Annotated in this window: 12 protein-coding genes and 2 pseudogenes; 7 read left to right on the top strand and 7 right to left on the bottom strand. The window is 60.3% G+C overall.

Annotated features, from left to right (window positions below; genetic code table 11):
• Nucleotides 1–3 precede the first annotated feature (3 nt).
• From arsN2 to FHX03_RS17665, 3 genes are read right to left on the bottom strand one after another with little or no spacing between them, the layout of a single operon-like run.
• Entirely contained in the window at nt 4–447 is a 444-nt protein-coding gene (arsN2, locus tag FHX03_RS17675; protein WP_131710761.1) for an arsenic resistance N-acetyltransferase ArsN2, read from the bottom strand.
• Nucleotides 444–974: an arsenate reductase ArsC gene (locus tag FHX03_RS17670; RefSeq protein WP_183777808.1), complete on the bottom strand. Its 531-nt coding sequence runs from the start codon at nt 972–974 to the stop codon at nt 444–446. The genes arsN2 and FHX03_RS17670 overlap by 4 nt, the downstream gene beginning before the upstream one ends.
• Nucleotides 971–1,327, bottom strand: a complete 357-nt coding sequence (locus FHX03_RS17665; protein WP_131710759.1) for an ArsR/SmtB family transcription factor — start codon at nt 1,325–1,327, stop codon at nt 971–973. The genes FHX03_RS17670 and FHX03_RS17665 overlap by 4 nt, the downstream gene beginning before the upstream one ends.
• 41 nt (nt 1,328–1,368) lie before the next feature.
• Here FHX03_RS17665 and FHX03_RS17660 point away from each other — a divergent pair, with 41 nt between their 5' ends.
• The 3 genes and pseudogenes from FHX03_RS17660 (at nt 1,369) to FHX03_RS17650 (ending at nt 4,312) form a co-directional block, all read left to right on the top strand.
• A complete protein-coding gene (locus FHX03_RS17660) occupies nt 1,369–1,890 on the top strand; it encodes a DUF6428 family protein (RefSeq protein ID WP_183854770.1) in 522 nt (173 codons plus the stop codon).
• Between the two features lie 239 nt (nt 1,891–2,129).
• Nucleotides 2,130–2,381 (top strand): annotated as a pseudogene (locus FHX03_RS17655) (FHA domain-containing protein); the annotation flags it as partial.
• 149 nt (nt 2,382–2,530) lie between these two features.
• Nucleotides 2,531–4,312, top strand: a complete 1,782-nt coding sequence (locus FHX03_RS17650) for an adenylate/guanylate cyclase domain-containing protein (protein WP_097625717.1) — start codon at nt 2,531–2,533, stop codon at nt 4,310–4,312.
• A gap of 212 nt (nt 4,313–4,524) precedes the next feature.
• Here the strand turns inward: FHX03_RS17650 and FHX03_RS17645 are convergent.
• Nucleotides 4,525–4,856: pseudogene (locus tag FHX03_RS17645) on the bottom strand (transposase); the annotation flags it as partial.
• Between the two features lie 270 nt (nt 4,857–5,126).
• Between FHX03_RS17645 and FHX03_RS17640 the strand changes: the two are divergent.
• Nucleotides 5,127–5,897: an SDR family NAD(P)-dependent oxidoreductase gene (locus tag FHX03_RS17640; RefSeq protein ID WP_183854768.1), complete on the top strand. Its 771-nt coding sequence runs from the start codon at nt 5,127–5,129 to the stop codon at nt 5,895–5,897.
• A 352-nt stretch (nt 5,898–6,249) separates the two neighbouring features.
• On the opposite strand, the gene FHX03_RS17635 is transcribed toward FHX03_RS17640, so the two are convergent.
• Together FHX03_RS17635 and FHX03_RS17630 are read right to left on the bottom strand one after the other, a co-directional pair.
• Complete coding sequence (locus FHX03_RS17635; RefSeq protein ID WP_183854766.1) at nt 6,250–7,416, bottom strand: sulfite oxidase; 1,167 nt, start codon at nt 7,414–7,416, stop codon at nt 6,250–6,252.
• An 876-nt stretch (nt 7,417–8,292) separates the two neighbouring features.
• Entirely contained in the window at nt 8,293–9,177 is an 885-nt protein-coding gene (locus FHX03_RS17630; RefSeq protein WP_183854764.1) for a LysR family transcriptional regulator, read from the bottom strand.
• A gap of 125 nt (nt 9,178–9,302) precedes the next feature.
• Between FHX03_RS17630 and FHX03_RS17625 the strand changes: the two genes are divergently transcribed.
• Nucleotides 9,303–9,488 carry a 4-oxalocrotonate tautomerase gene (locus tag FHX03_RS17625; protein ID WP_003594927.1) on the top strand — a complete coding sequence of 62 codons (186 nt, stop codon included), beginning with the start codon at nt 9,303–9,305 and terminating at the stop codon, nt 9,486–9,488.
• 221 nt (nt 9,489–9,709) lie between these two features.
• Here the strand turns inward: FHX03_RS17625 and FHX03_RS17620 are convergent, their stop codons facing one another.
• The gene (locus tag FHX03_RS17620) at nt 9,710–10,618 is read right to left on the bottom strand and encodes a LysR family transcriptional regulator (protein ID WP_183854762.1); all 909 of its coding nucleotides are present in this window, start codon (nt 10,616–10,618) and stop codon (nt 9,710–9,712) included.
• A gap of 151 nt (nt 10,619–10,769) precedes the next feature.
• Between FHX03_RS17620 and FHX03_RS17615 the strand changes: the two genes are divergently transcribed.
• Nucleotides 10,770–12,449: a GMC family oxidoreductase gene (locus FHX03_RS17615; protein WP_183854761.1), complete on the top strand. Its 1,680-nt coding sequence runs from the start codon at nt 10,770–10,772 to the stop codon at nt 12,447–12,449.
• A gap of 38 nt (nt 12,450–12,487) precedes the next feature.
• Entirely contained in the window at nt 12,488–14,992 is a 2,505-nt protein-coding gene (locus FHX03_RS17610) for a CoA transferase (RefSeq protein ID WP_246699261.1), read from the top strand.
• Nucleotides 14,993–15,152: the final 160 nt, after the last annotated feature.

Raw genomic sequence — 15,152 nt, 5'->3', positions numbered from 1 at the left:
ATTTTACCCTTGGACTATCTTGGCCAGCAGCGCCGCCGAAGCCGGGCACAGGCTTGCAGCCTGGCGGGTTTGCAGGATCGCCGCAGGAGCCGTCGCACGATCCACCTTGGCGAAACCGAAGCGCTCGAAAAACGAGGTTGCCGAATCCGTCAGCAAATAGACCGTGTTGGCACCGCCACGCGCAGCCTGGGTAAGCAACTGCCGGGTGATGGCTTCGCCATAACCGTGCCCGCGCTGCTGTGGCAGGACCACCAGCGAACGCAGGAGCGCGCAGCTGCCGTAGTCTTCCAGGCCCCCATAGCCGACGGTCGCGTTCCGATCCGTGAACCGGAAGAAGCTGCGGCCGTCTTCGTCGAGGTCATCGATTGGAAGTTTGGCAGCCTGCAGGGCCGTCCGCAGATCCTCATCTGCGCCGCTCACCGGTCTTCGATCCAGCTCCCAGCTCATGCGACGTCGCCCCGGCTACTGGTCGTGCCCTCCATCGTGCCGATGGCGCGCAGCTGTGTTTCAAGCGCCAGCTTGTCAATTGATGCGAGCGGAAGGCTCACGAATGCGACAATGCGGTTCTTGAGGAAACGCGCGGCTTGTGAGAAGGCCTGGCCTTTCTCGATCAGCGTACCTTCGACGGCCGCCGGATCCTCGATACCCCAGTGCGCCGTCATCGGGTGGCCGATCCACACGGGGCATGCCTCGCCCGCGGCGTTGTCGCAGACGGTGAAGATGAAATCCATCTGCGGCGCGCCGGCTTCGGCAAACTCGTCCCAGCTCTTCGAGCTGAACCCGGTGCTTTCGTAGCCAAGGGCGCGCAGCGTATCCAGCGCCAACGGGTGGACTTCACCTTTGGGCCGGCTTCCCGCCGAGTAGGCGTTGAAGCGACCCTTGCCTTCGCGGTTGAGGATGGATTCGGCCAGGATCGAGCGGGCGGAATTGCCCGTGCAGAGGAAAAGGACGTTATAAACGCGATCGGCGGTCATAGCAGGTTTTCTTTCGGAGCTGGGGCGCAGCAAGCGGCGACTTCGGCGACCGGCGCGCAGATCTCGGGATGGCCGCCGCAGCAGTCTTCCATCAAGAAGCGGATGAGCGCGCCGAGGCCTTCGTAGTTGGCGGTGTAGATGATCGAGCGGGATTCCCGCTGTTGGTTGATAAGTCCTGCTCGCTCCAGTTCCTTCAGATGGAACGAGACGTTGGAGGCGGAAACCTCCGCCTTCTCAGCGACGGCGCCGGCAGGCATCCCATTCGGCCCGGCGACGACAAGCATGCGGACGATGTGCAGCCGGGTTTCCTGCGACAGTGCCGCAAATGACATGAGGGCTTGACGTTCTTCCATATTTCTACAATCCTTGAAATATTGAAACAGGAGTAGCCGAAATGAATGCGCTCGACAAGCCCCTTCTCGAGACCGACATCAGCCTGGGTCACCTCCTTGAGACGATCGACGGCGTCCGTGAACTGCCGCTGATCTTCTCCTATGACGGCCGACCGGTGAAATCCGGTTACCATGTCACTGAGGTCAAGGCCGGGCAGTTCGCCGCGCTTGACTGCGGTGCCAACCCCGAAGCCTGGTCGGAAATCTTCGTGCAGCTTTGGGATGTCGACGAGGAAAATCGTACGCACATGGCGGCCGGCAAGTTTGCGGCGATCATTCGCAAGGTGTCGGAGCACGTACTGCTCGATGGTTCTGCCAAGCTGACCTTCGAAGTCAGCGACGGCATCCGGCCGATGCAGCTTTATTGTGCCTCGATGCCGACCGTGCAGGGCGGTGCTCTGCATGTCGAGCTGACGCCGCGTCCGGCAAGCTGCAAACCCCGCGACCGATGGCTGAAAGAAGAAAACCGCAAGTCATCTGCCTGCTGTGGCCCGTCAACGGCACAAAGCGCCTGCTGCGGCTAGGCCGCCGTTGTCGGAAGATCCGGCGACTAAGCCGGCAAGTTCACGGGGAGAAAAGCAGTCGCTACGGAGTGCCGCTCGCCGGCACCGGGGCGCGGTGCGTTGCCGGGCTGTTGTATGGCTGGCCGAGAGGCCTCGTTTCCCCCGCCACGCATTGCGGCAGTCGCACAGGTTTGGTTTGCCAGCGCTTAGGGCTTGGTGCATGCTGGGAAGCCGGCGAGCGGCATTGTCTCTATCAAGCGGTTGCGCTCGATGGCGATGCAGCCTGTGTGGCGGCCGAGCCGTCGGACGACGCCGCGCTGGCAAAGGCCCTCGAACCGATCGTCGAGGCGTACAAACGCACCGCACTTGCAGCACTCGCCTCGGAAAACCGCGGCAACAAACGCTGGCGCAGACGCTTTACCAGCAGACCTATGATCTGGTTCTCGACATGCCCGGCGGCGCGCTTTGCGCTGCAGCGGCGGGCGGCTGTGAAGCCGCCTGCCAAGCGTTGACAGCCGGTCCCGTGTCGCTGCTAGGAACCTCGCGCGCCGCTGACCACTGTCGGCCTAAGCAGATGTTGCCACCAAATCCCAAGCGGTAGAGCTTGACCTCGGCGCAAGTGAAAAACGCGGCATGCTCGCACACCGTTTGGAGTCAGTGTATGATCTCCGCCGAAGGGAGATGGGGGGTGCCAACGGGTCAGGCCAAACGCAGGCTTTGCGCTATTTTCGCCGCCGATGTGGCTGGCTATAGCCGCCTTGTGGGTATTGATGAGGAGGGCACCCTTTCCCGGCTGACCATGCATCGCCGCGACGTTCTTGATCCGGTTATCCTGAGGAATGGCGGCGGTATTGTCAAAACCACTGGTGATGGATTGCTCGCACAGTTCGCGAGCGTCATTGATGCAGTTCGATGCGCGGTCGAAGTGCAAACTCTTATGGCCAGTCGCAACGCCAGCGAGGCCGAGGGTATGCGCATGGATTTCCGTATCGGCATCAATGTGGGAGATATCCTGGAGCAAGATGGTGACATTTTCGGTGACGGCGTCAACATCACCGCACGGCTCGAAGGCATAGCCGAACCCGGCGGTATCTGCGTTTCGGCCCGCGTGCGGGACGATGCGGCGGGGAAAGTTGACTATGCCTTCGACGATATGGGTGAGCAGGCACTGAAGAACATCGAGCATCCGGTCCGCGCTTTCAGGGTGCGGGTTGTGAACCCTCCCACAGTCGGCCCATCCGGGCAGGCCACGTCACTCGGCAAACCGTCGATTGCTGTTCTGCCATTCCAGAACATGAGCGGCGACCCGGAACAGGAGTATTTTGGTGATGGCATAACCGAAGACATCATCACCGCCTTGTCGAAGGCGCGAGGCGTCCTCGTCATCGCGCGCAATTCGACCTTCGCTTTCAAGGGCAAGGCAGTGAGCAGCCGTCAGGTCGCTCGTGAACTTGGCGTTCGCTACGTCCTGGGAGGCAGCGTTCGCAAGGCAGGGGATCGCCTACGGGTCACTGGTCACCTTGCTGACGCGACCAGCGACAACCACATTTGGGCGGAGCACTACGATCGGCCTATCTCCGACATCTTTGCGCTGCAGGACGAGATCACCGCCAATGTTGCCGCAGCGATTGAGCCACAGCTCTACGCCGCCGAGAACCTTCGCCTGCAGAGCAAGCCGCCGGAGAGCCTCGACGCCTGGGGCTGTGTCGTGCGAGCAATGCCCTATATCTGGACATGGGTTTCGCAAAAAGACGACACGGGGATAGCACTGCTGAAGCGGGCTATCGAACTTGACCCCGGTTATGCGCGGGCGCGTAGTCTGCTCGCTTGGATTTTCGCCACGCGGGTTGCACTCGGCAATATGGATTTCGAGCGCGGCGTATCTGACGGATTGATTCTTGCCCAACGGGCGATCGACCTCGATCCAGACGATCCCTGGGGACATCTGGCCGCCGCCTATATCTTTACCTTTACGCGGCGCTTCGGCCCAGCAGTTGAAGAACTCAATGAATCTTTGCAACGCAACCCGTGCTTCGCACTGGCGCGCGTCATTTTGGCCGTCACCTACGCTTATGCAGGGCTTGCGGAAGAGGGTTATCGCCAGCTGGAAATCGCGAGTCGACTGAGCCCCCGCGACTTCGCGCAGCCCGCGAATTTATCGATCGAAGGCCTATGCCATCTGATCGCGGGCCGCTACGCCGACGCGGTTACTGCCGAGCGGCGTGCTGTTCAACTACGGCCCGACTTCGGTACTGCCTGGCGGACGCTGACGGCAGCCGCGGGCCTCACTGGTGATTTGGAAGTTGCACGACAGGGTCTCGCCGAGTGCAAGCGCCTGCAGCCAAACCTCAGCATCGCCTGGGTCGAGAAATACCACCCGCTAATCCGAGCGGAGGACCGCGCCAGATACATCGAGGGCTTGCGACTGGCGGGCCTGGAGTAAGTCAGGCTCGGCGATTATTGGGGCGCGGCATCCTCCAACGTCCCTCATGCTTGAGATGCGCAGCCCGAAAGGGCGAAGCCTCGAAGCAAGCAGCAACGCTGCTTCTTGCGTGTATCAACGCCTGACCCGCCCTCCATTCGAGGCCCTGCGGGACACCTCAGGATGGGGCTCTCTTGGAGTGGCGCGCGGCCGTCGTCGATATGGGGGATCTGTGCCGGCCGCATCGCTCTGGCGAAGTGGAGAATGACGCGGGCATCGACCTCTTGGCCAGACGGCCGCTGGCCCTGGCGAAATCGCGGATCTGGCGGGGATTGACGACGGCGACAGGAATATCGGCGGCCATCAGCGCCCTGACGGTCGCCATCTCGTAACCGCCGGTGGCTTCGACGACGACAAGCTCTGCGCCGGCTATCGCCGTCGCGAGCGCGGCCCGGCCTGCTGCATCGTTGTCGAAGCGGACAACGGTGCGTTTGCCTTCGACAGCAACGTCGAGATGGGCCTTCGAAACATCGATACCGACCATGAAAGTTTTGGGGGCATGCATGGGGTGCTCCTCCTTGCAACGCGGGCTCAAGGCCCAACCAACCGTTCGAGCGAAGACATGGCGACGGAGATGCTCGCTGAGGCGCGAGTTCAAAACCCTAGGATGACACGCATCCCCGCCGCACAGCCGCATTATACAGCAACGGCAACGTACAAGGATGAGGCTCTCGTGGAGGCCGGCGCTGCGTTTCCCACCCCCGTAATTTGTGGAACATCTGGCATCCGCGCTGCGACCCTGTCATAAATTGATGTCATCGAGGGAGGCAGGATGATGCAGAAGAATGCGCCGGACTTCAGCCTTGAGGGCAAGGTGACTTTGGTGACGGGAGCGAGCCGTGGGATCGGTCGAGCTTGCGCGCTTGCCTGTGCCGCAGCGGGCTCCGATATTGTTCTGGGGGTCCGCGATGTCGCGGCGTCGGCGGGACTGGTTGCCGAACTCGAGGGGCTGGGACGAAAAATTCTCGCTGTTGAACTGGATATTCCCAACAAGGCCCATATCGCCCAAGCCGTCGATGCAGCGCTTGGTACATTCGGCCGGATCGACGTCCTCATCAACAATGTCGGTGTGGCTCCCGGCAATCTTGCGGAACTCGTTGAGGAGAAGGACCTTGACGAGATCCTCGATGTCAACATCAAGGGCACCTTTCTGATGACGCAGGCAGTGGGGCGTCAGATGATCAAGCGCAATGGCGGCCGGATCATCAACATCAGCTCACAGGCCGGCACCGTGGCGCTGCGCGGCGAGGCCATCTATTGCATGAGCAAGGCGGCAATCAATCACCTGACGCGCTGCCTTGCCGCCGAATGGGCAGCCTATAATGTCACCGTGAACACCGTATCGCCGACCTTCATCCACACCGATGGTACAGCACCTTTTCTCTCCGATGCCGACAATCGCAAAGCGACGCTCGATCACATTCCACTCGGCCGGATCGGTGAAACCGATGATGTGGTGGGTGCCGTCGTCTTCCTGGCATCGCCGGCTGCGAGCCTGATTACCGGCGCCAACCTGCTGGTGGACGGTGGATGGTCCGTCGCCTGAGGCCGAGGCTGCTGTGGTGCAAGTCTTATCCGGACGATAACGACAATTTCCCAGATTGGGATCACCTTCCATCACCGGCAAATGCGATGGCTATCCGCGATTTCTATCGGTATGACCTGGAGAACAATGGGTGTGCCCGCTTCGGGCACTTTCCGCCGAGGCAATTCGTCGCTTTCGGCCCAAGGAAGCCATCCAAGGTTGGATCACTTAAAGACTGCTTCGCGCCTAAAAGCGGAAATTCGTCCCGCGCACGCGAAATACGCTTGCTCGACAGCAATGACGAAATGACCCCCTGTTCGGCATGAGGTCAAATCGGTCCTCCTTGAGGTGTATGGCCGGCTCGTAGACCTTCTCAAGCAATGCCGATGCGGCGCGTGACCTGGCCGTTGCTTTCCCAGTAAGTATGTTTCTTGGTAATCCAGGGATCATCCATGGCAGGCTGGATTTGTCCCGCCATGTCAGTGGCGCGCGAGGTGACCGTGTGCTCGCCCTTTGATGGGTCTTTCCAGTCGAGATACCACACCTTCCAAGCGAATTCAGCTTCTTCACCATGGTCGATCGTCGCTTCAAGCCATGGGCCATCATCAACCTTCACTTCGACCTTGGCGATTGGAGCGCCCCACGCTGCACCGCTGATCCTGTATCCGGCATCGCTACGCGTCACTCTGGCAGGCGCGGACTTCAGCAATGCACGGCCGACCGAGGTCTCGGCCCACACGGTCTCACCATTGTGCTCTTCTTCGCGGATGGTGACATAGTCTCGTCCCATCAACAGACTCATGAAGCGCGTGTTGCGTATCTCGATGCGCTTGAGCCACTTGACGTTGGCTATGCCATACCAGCCGGGTGCGATGAGCCGCACCGGGGAACCGTTGGGTGGCGGCAGGGCGACCCCATTCATCTCGTAGCAGAGGATGTTATTGGGGCTCATCGCATCGGCGAGCGACATGCTGCGGGCGAAATTCTGATGCATCTTGACGTCGCGATTATCGTCCTTGAGAGCGATGTCGCCGACATCAGTGCCCCAAAAAACAACTTCGATGCCGTTTTCCTTCACGCCTGCCTCTTCAAGTATGGCGGCGAGCGGTGTGCCAGCCCAGCGGGCATTGCCAATGCCGCCGATAAAAAATGGAAAACCGTGATTGCCCGAACATTCCACCGTGAAAACCACCTCCTGGCGCGGCCGTGCCTTGAGGTCGGCAAGCGACAGGCTTAGAGGCTTCTTCACTAACCCATCGATTTCCAGTTTCCAGGCATTCGCATCAATGGTTGGCCGATCAAAATGGGCGATGCTGAAGAACTTCTCATTTGGTGTCACCCATGAATCCATATCCTCCCAGACAAGCTGGCTCTGGATGACCGCCGGAACGGGATTGGGCTGCGGCTGGTCTAGCCACGGGATCACGGTCTCACCCGCCCGGCTTGGAAAGGCTTGGGCAAACTGTGAAGTGAAGACCGCCAGTGCGGCGACGGCTGCGCTGCCTTGAACGATGAATTCGCGGCGTGCAAGATCATACATGATGGTTTCTCCTCCAGTGTGAAAGGCTGATTTCTCCTCCAGGCATAAAAGTCACAGCGGCCGGAATCGCACAAAGGAGAGGCCGGCCGAGGCGGGCAGTCTTGAGAGCGCTCGGAACGAGGCGAGTTAGAAGCACGCCATGTCTTAAGGCGGCGCCTCCCGCTCTCAGTCGCTGGCTCCATCAGGTCCCAGCCAGCGACCTGCAAACGTACGCCTTATGTGCGTTCGTGGCGAGGGCAAACATCAGGATTCGCTAATGAACGCCCGATAGATAGACGTATCCGCCGATAGCGGTCTTGCCGTTCGGTGAGAGAACGCTCGTTTGTTGCTAAACTTCCCGACCGGGAAGACGACCGACGGTATGAGCACCAGCTATTCTGGAGAGCCGCCTGGTTACATCACCGATCTCGCCACCACTCGCCCCTGCGCCGCAGCACACTGCAAGACGCCCTCCCGCGCGCAGCGGGTTCATTCTTCGGCCACAAATCGGTCACCCCTCGAGCGAGAGCCACATCCGCTTCTGGCGCGTAAAGCGGAAATTGCCCGCAGCCGCCTGTGGCGTGTAGTGGCCATAGCCCCGCAATGCCACTTGATCCCGAATCTCGGAATGATGCCGCCCCGGTGTATGCGGCATTCCGCTTTCCCGTTCCGCTCTCAACCCTTCGGATCGTTCACGCAATTCGGCGGTAATCCGGAAGATGCCGCCGCCGGACGTGCTCCAGCGAATAACTTCCTGCCGGCACTGTCTCGAAGGCAAGTGTCCACGAAGCCGTGCGCCGACAGCGCCTCGAGATCAGCAAAGATCGGCTTGTAGGCTGAGAGCGCGAGCTTATAGGCCTCCGCACTGTAACGGCCGTCGGCCTCGACCGAGCTTCACTAGCCAAACCGTTCCACCAGGAAATCGATCACCGTCCGCAGCATCGCTGTCGGCCGGCGGTTCGGCGCGTAGACGAGGGACATCGGAACAGGCTTGTAGGACCATTCCGGCAGCACCTGCTCAAGCCGGCCTTCAGCGATATCGGCGGCGAGCAGCAGTTCCGGCTGGAGCACAATTCCCGCACCGCTGAGTGCGGCCATGCGAAGGGCTGCCCCCTGGTTGGTGGAGAATTTTCCGGAAATCAACACATCGCGCATTTCGCCTCCCGGCCCGACCAGGTGCCAGCGATTCTGCATGCGCCAATAGGAGTGGCCGAGGCAGAGATGGTTCGTTAGAGCCTCCGGCGAGGCCGGCCGGCCATGGCGGGCGAGATAATCCGGCGAGGCAGCGAGAATCCGCCGGTAGGGCGTCAGCGGGCGGGCGACCAGGCTGTCGTCGGAGAGCGGGCCGATGTGGATGCCGAGCTCGAACCCCTCGCCGACGAGGTCATGGACATTGTTGTCGAGCGACAGCTCGATGCTGACGTCGGGATAGGCGTTCTGGTAATCGACCAGCGCCGGCACCAGGATCTGCGTCCCGAAGCTGACCGGCGCAACCACGCGAAGCCGTCCACGCGGCGCCGATTGCAGCTCGCTCGCCGAAGCCTCGGCCAGCGCCACTTCGGAAAGGGCGCGCTTGCAGCGCTCGTAATAGAGCTGGCCGACCTCTGTGAGCTGATGGCGTCGCGTGGTGCGATGGATCAGCTTCGACCCCAGCCGGGTCTCGATGGTCTTGATGTGCTTGGCGACCATGGCAGGCGACACTTGCGCGACCTCCGCGGCCGCCGCGAAACTGCCGTTGTCGATGACCCGGACGAACATCGCCATGCCGGCCAGCTTGTCCATGATTGCATACCTGTAGGTTTCGAATGACGATACCCAGAGCTTATTTATCAACCTCAGCATTTGCAACATAGTGGTCACGTCCGAGCCAAGGCGATGGACATTGCCGACATGACCAAGGAGAAAACATGCCTATTCTTCACCTGCAGATGCATCCCGGCCGCACCGACGATCAGAAACGCGCCTTCGCCCGCGAAGCGACCAAGGCCGCCGTCGAAACGCTGGCATGCCCGCCGGAATCGGTGGAAATCCTGATAACGGAGATCGCCAAGGATTCCTGGGCGGTCGGCGGCAAGCTGAAATCCGAGGCCTGATTGACGACCCGCAGCATCGAAGGCTCGAGCTGCGGGACGCCACCACGCTATTGGACAGGGAGCCGGCACGCGGCTTCCGTGTTGACCGCGTCGGGCGACCGGTTGACCTACTGGCTGCTGCGAATCCACCGCCCGCAAGCTGGGGGCACCTGGCTTCGCCCGGACTTAGGCTTTCGGCGCATCTGAGCCATGGCGGAGTTATCCCCTAAGCGGACATTTAGCTACGGTCGCTTGAAGTGATATGTCAAGCCCGCTGTCAGTGCCGCCAGCAGCCTGGCACCAATGCGCGAGTTGAAGAAGGCGGCCGGTCCTACGAGGTAATAGCCCCTGTCAGAGACGAGAGGTTCGTCGTCCAGTGTGACTAACAGTCCATTGGCGAGCAACTCATCGATGACACCCTTCCATCCGAGCGCTATGCCGTGGCCCATGAGCGTCTCGTGGATTGCGATGCCGTGATTTGTCACCTCAATTCCACCGTCGATGACGGCGGAGCCCGGAGCACGCGCCTCGCGCCAGTCCTGCCAGCTGAACCACCTTTGATCGCGGTCCTCCAAGTGAATAAGCGGACCATTCTCAAGTAGCGCTGATCGTGGCTGGTCCAGCAGTCGACAGGCGAGTGACGGCGCGGCGACTGGCACTACCACTTCCGGCATGAGCAGGTGACTTGTCTGGCCCGCCCAGTGTCCATCACCAAAGAGAATGGCACAATCGACATCATTGAGGGGAATGTCGCTGTCGCGTTCCGCCGTCGTCACCCTGACAGCAAGGTCGGGTTCGCTCTGCTTCAACTTCGAGAGCCTGGGCATCAGCCAGAACATTGCGATACCGGGATAGGTCGAGAGAGTAAGGCCGGGTTTGCGGGCTTTCTGCCGCAAGGCACCCGTAGCACGAGAGATATCCTCTAGTGCAACGGATATTCGGTTGTAATACGCCATACCCTCAGGCGTCGGGGTCGCAACCGTGGCATTGCGGTCGAACAGCCTTAGACCGATATCTTTCTCCAATGTCTGAATCTGATGGCTGACTGCCGGTTGGCCAACATTCATTTCGCTGGCAGCCTTCGTGAAGCTGCGCAGGCGCACGCAGCTTTCGAACACTCGGAGCGCTTTTAGAGGCGGGAGGTCTCGCATTGTTTATGCTCCAATCCGGGGACCGGCTACTTTAACAAACTCATCGAAAAAAGTAATGACCCCATGAAACTTTCCGGCCTTTTCGGAGGTGGCCGTTTCGTGCGATCCAGAGCGCATGGAGAGACGCGTTTGCGACGGCAGGATGGGAAGAATGGACGACCGGACTTTCGATTACATCGTCATTGGCGGCGGCACTGCCGGATGCCTGCTCGCCAACCGCTTGAGCCGCGATCCGTCGCGCCGCGTCCTCCTTCTGGAAGCAGGCAAGAAGGACAACTATCCCTGGATACACATCCCCGTCGGCTATCTTTATTGCATCGGCAATCCGCGCACCGACTGGCTCTACAAAACGGCTCCCGATCCGGGTCTGAACGGCCGTTCACTGCGCTATCCCAGAGGCAAGACGCTTGGTGGAAGCTCATCGATCAATGGAATGATCTATATGCGGGGACAGGCACGGGACTACGATGCCTGGGCTGCAGAAACTGGAGACGCCAGCTGGTCATGGGATCAGGTTCTGCCCTATTTCAAGGCCCATGAAGACCATTACCGCATGGATGGCGGCGCGGACCCCAAAACGGGCGGCAACAGCCGATTTTCCGACACGCATGGTCACGGTGGTGAATGGCGGATCGAAATGCAGCGCCTTCGCTGGGATGTGCTGGAGGCCTTTGCCGATGCTGCAGGTGAAGCAGGGTTTCCAAGAACCGACGATTTCAACAGCGGCGACAACGAGGGTGTCGGATATTTCGAAGTCAATCAGCGATCCGGCTGGCGCTGGAATGCCTCCAAGGCTTTCCTCCGCCCCGTACGCAAACAGGCCAATCTGACGATCCTGACCGAGGCGCATGTCGAACGCCTTGTGATCGATGCCAAGGCAGCCGGAAGGAAGGTCTGCAAAGGTGTGACGGTTCGTCATCGCGGGCAAAAGGTCGAGTATGCGTCCCGCCGTGACGTCATCCTCTCGGCGGGAGCCGTCGGCTCTCCACAAATCCTGCAACTGTCCGGCATCGGGCCGGGTGCGCTGCTGCGCAAGCACGGCATCGATGTCGCTATCGAGTTGCCGGGAGTTGGAGAGAACCTTCAGGATCACCTTCAGATTCGCGCCGTCTACAAGCTCACCGGCGCACGGACGCTGAACACGCTGGCAAATTCCATAGTGGGCAAGGCGATGATCGGGCTCGAATATGCACTGAAGAGAACGGGACCGATGAGCATGTCGCCGTCGCAGCTGGGTGCCTTTACCCGGTCCGATCCGTCTCAAGCGCATGCTAATGTGGAATACCATGTGCAGCCATTGAGCCTCGATGCCTTTGGAGAACCGTTGCATGGATTTCCGGCCCTGACCGCCAGTGTCTGCAATCTCAATCCCACGAGCCGCGGCAGCGTTCGGATCACCTCAGCACGGATGGAAGACGCTCCGGAGATCGCGCCCAATTATCTGGCGACGGCAGAGGACCGGAAGGTGGCCGTGGACAGCCTGAGACAGGTTCGCGTCATCGCCAGCATGCCAGCACTACAAAAATATAGGCCGCAGGAATGGAAGCCCGGACCGCAATTCCAGGATTATGACGAACTGGTCAAGCTCGCGGGTGACATTGCCAACACGATCTTCCACCCTGTGGGTACGGCGAAAATGGGCTCGGACAGCGATCCGATGGCCGTCGTGGACAACCGTCTGAAGGTACGCGGTATCGACGGACTACGCGTGGTCGATGCCAGCGTCATGCCCACCATCGTCAGTGGCAACACCAATTCGCCGACACTGATGATCGCCGAGAAGGCGGCATCCATGATCCTGGAGGACGCCCGCAAAGTGGTGGCGTCCTGAAACTCGGCCCTGTTTGCATAATGAAGCGAGACAAAACCATGAACCGTCAAGCGCTGCCCTTCCACGGCATCAAGGTCGTCGATTTCGGCCAGTATATTGCAGGTCCCGCCGTTGCCATGATTTTTGGCGATTTCGGCGCGACGGTCGTTCACGTCGATCCACTGTCCGGTCCGCTGTGGGACAATCCGGCGAACGCGACATTGAACCGAAACAAGCTTCTCGTGAAGCTCGACCTCAAGTCCGATGAGGGCCGTCAGCAGGCGCTGGCGCTGGTGGCTGAGGCCGATGTGGTCATCGAAAATTTCAGGCCCGGCGTGATGAAGCGGCTCGGAATCGACTTCACCGCCTTGCGTGCGGCGAGACCCGATCTGATCACCGTGTCGATCCCAGGGTTCGCATCCGACGACGAGCTGCGGCGCGACTGGCGTGCGTTCGAGGCGGTCATTGCAGCCTCATCCGGCGTCTTTACCGACATGGGGCTGAACCGCGTACTTATGGGCGTGAACCCGTCGTTCTCTCCCCTCCCGCTCTCATCGGCCTACGGAACGATGATCGCTGTTTCGGCAGTCGCCATGGCGCTGCAGGCCCGACAGGGTACCGGCAGAGGCGACCATATTGAAGTCCCGCTGGCGAGCGCCGTGATGGAGGGGCTAACCTACAACTCCATCAAGATCGAGGACTATCCACTCCGCTACCAAACGCAGCGCGAGCAGGAGATCGAACGCCGCCGGGCTGCTGGGCTGGCGATGGATGTGTCGTATGACGATCTCCAGGCCTTTCTCGATCCGTTTTACCGGAGCTACCCATGCAAGGACGGTCGAAGCTTCTACGTCGTCTGCCCGAGCCACAAGCAGCATGCCAAACGCTGTCTCAAAACCCTCGGCATCTATGACGAACTAATCGCCGAAGGTCTACGGGAAGAACCGGACACCTATCTGCCAGTTGACGAATGGACTTCAGACGTGTCGCTGGGCGTGTATCCCCTACCGAAATACTGGGCCGACAAGATCACGGCTAGAATGAAGGGCGTCTTCGTGACGCGGACGGCGGCGGAATGGGAAAAAATATTTGGCGAGGGCCAGTTTCCGGGCGCACCGCATCGATGGCTTAAAGAGTGGATCGGCGATGAGCATGCCAAAGCGGCCGGACTGATGATCGAAGTCGACGACCCGGTCTATGGCCGCATGACGCAGCCGGGGCCGATGGCGTGGCTTGAGGAAAGCGGTGAAGCGATGCTGACACCGTCCCCGCGCCGGGATGTTGCGTTTCCTGCGGCGCTGGCGGCATTGAGGGACATCGAGCCGACCCATCCGGACCCAATGCCAGTACCTGCTGATAAAGCGGGCTGGCTGGAAGGTGTCAGGGTACTCGACCTTTGCAACGTGATTGCAGGGCCGCACTCGGTCTCCTATCTCTCGCGTTTTGGTGCCGACGTCATCAAGATCGATCCCGCTACGCCGTTCTTCGATTGCTGGAACACGGTGATCTTCGGCATGACCCACATGCGGGGAAAGCAATCGGTTCTTCTGGATATAGGCTCAGCCGACGGCCGCAAGGTATTCGAAGCGCTTGTCCGGTCCGTGGACATCATCGTGTGGAACGCGACAGACCGGCAGGTAAAGTCCATGGGACTGGACGCCGAAGGCCTCCGCAGTCTCAACCCCGATGCCATTTTTTGCCAGCTTGATTGCTTTGGCGGCGTGCGTCGCGGGCCGCGCACCGATTACCTCGGCTATGACGATCTCGTGCAGGCGGCAACGGGCATCATGTTGCGTTTCGGCGGCTCGATGCAGACGCCGGAAGAACATGCCCATGTCGGCACAATCGACGTGATGTGTGGTTTCGGTGCGGCGCTCGCGGTTGCTGCGGCCCTCTACCAGAAGCGCAAGTCCGGGAAGGCTGGACGAGCGCGGACGTCGCTCTCCGCACTCAGCGCTCTCGCCCAGATGCCGTTTTGTTACGATTATGCCGGACGAGCGGAGTTCAACGAACCGTCCGGACCTGCAGCACGCGGCTATGATGCCTTGCATCAGCTCTACCAGGCAAAGGATGCCTGGATCGTGATTGCCGCCTCACGGAAAGACCTGACCCGTTTTAAGCATGTGGCCGGGCTCGAAATGCTACCTGGCCTGCCGAGCGGCGAATGGGAACGAACGCTTGAGACCGTCATTCCGACCGTTTCTGCGGCCATATGGATCGAGCGCTTCCATGCCGCAGATATCGGCGCGTCGATCTGTAATAACATTGAGACAATTCGCGCCTCGTCGACCCGGTCAGCTGACGGTCAGCCGGGAATTGATCGCGGCACTTACTCCTTCTCGACCTACAAAGACCATCCAAGCGGTCATGTGGTCACGTATCTCGATCCCTATGGTGTCAGACCGGCGGATGCAAAAGTCTTTGCGTTGCCGCCAGCAGAAAAGTACGGAGGGTCGACGCGACAGATATTGTTGGCACTGGGCTATAGCGAATCAGACATTGGCCAGTTGTTCGCAAGCGGGGACGTCAGCGAGAGCTGGAGCCGGGAATATCTTCCGAGCTGAACGGAGCATCAGTAATGCTCACCACTTGTTTGTATGACCAGTTCTGGCCGCTTGTGGCGCGAAGGGGAAAACCGCAGTCGGTCCAGAGCGGCCATGCTTCGATTGCGCGCGGGCGTGGACCATGAACTTGGGGCAGCCGGACGGTTCGCACGATCGCTTC

The sequence above is a fragment of the Rhizobium sp. BK456 genome, from assembly GCF_014194045.1.
GTDB lineage: Bacteria > Pseudomonadota > Alphaproteobacteria > Rhizobiales > Rhizobiaceae > Rhizobium > Rhizobium redzepovicii.
Note: the sequence above shows the minus strand (reverse complement) of the source record. Positions and strands in the feature narration are given on the sequence as shown.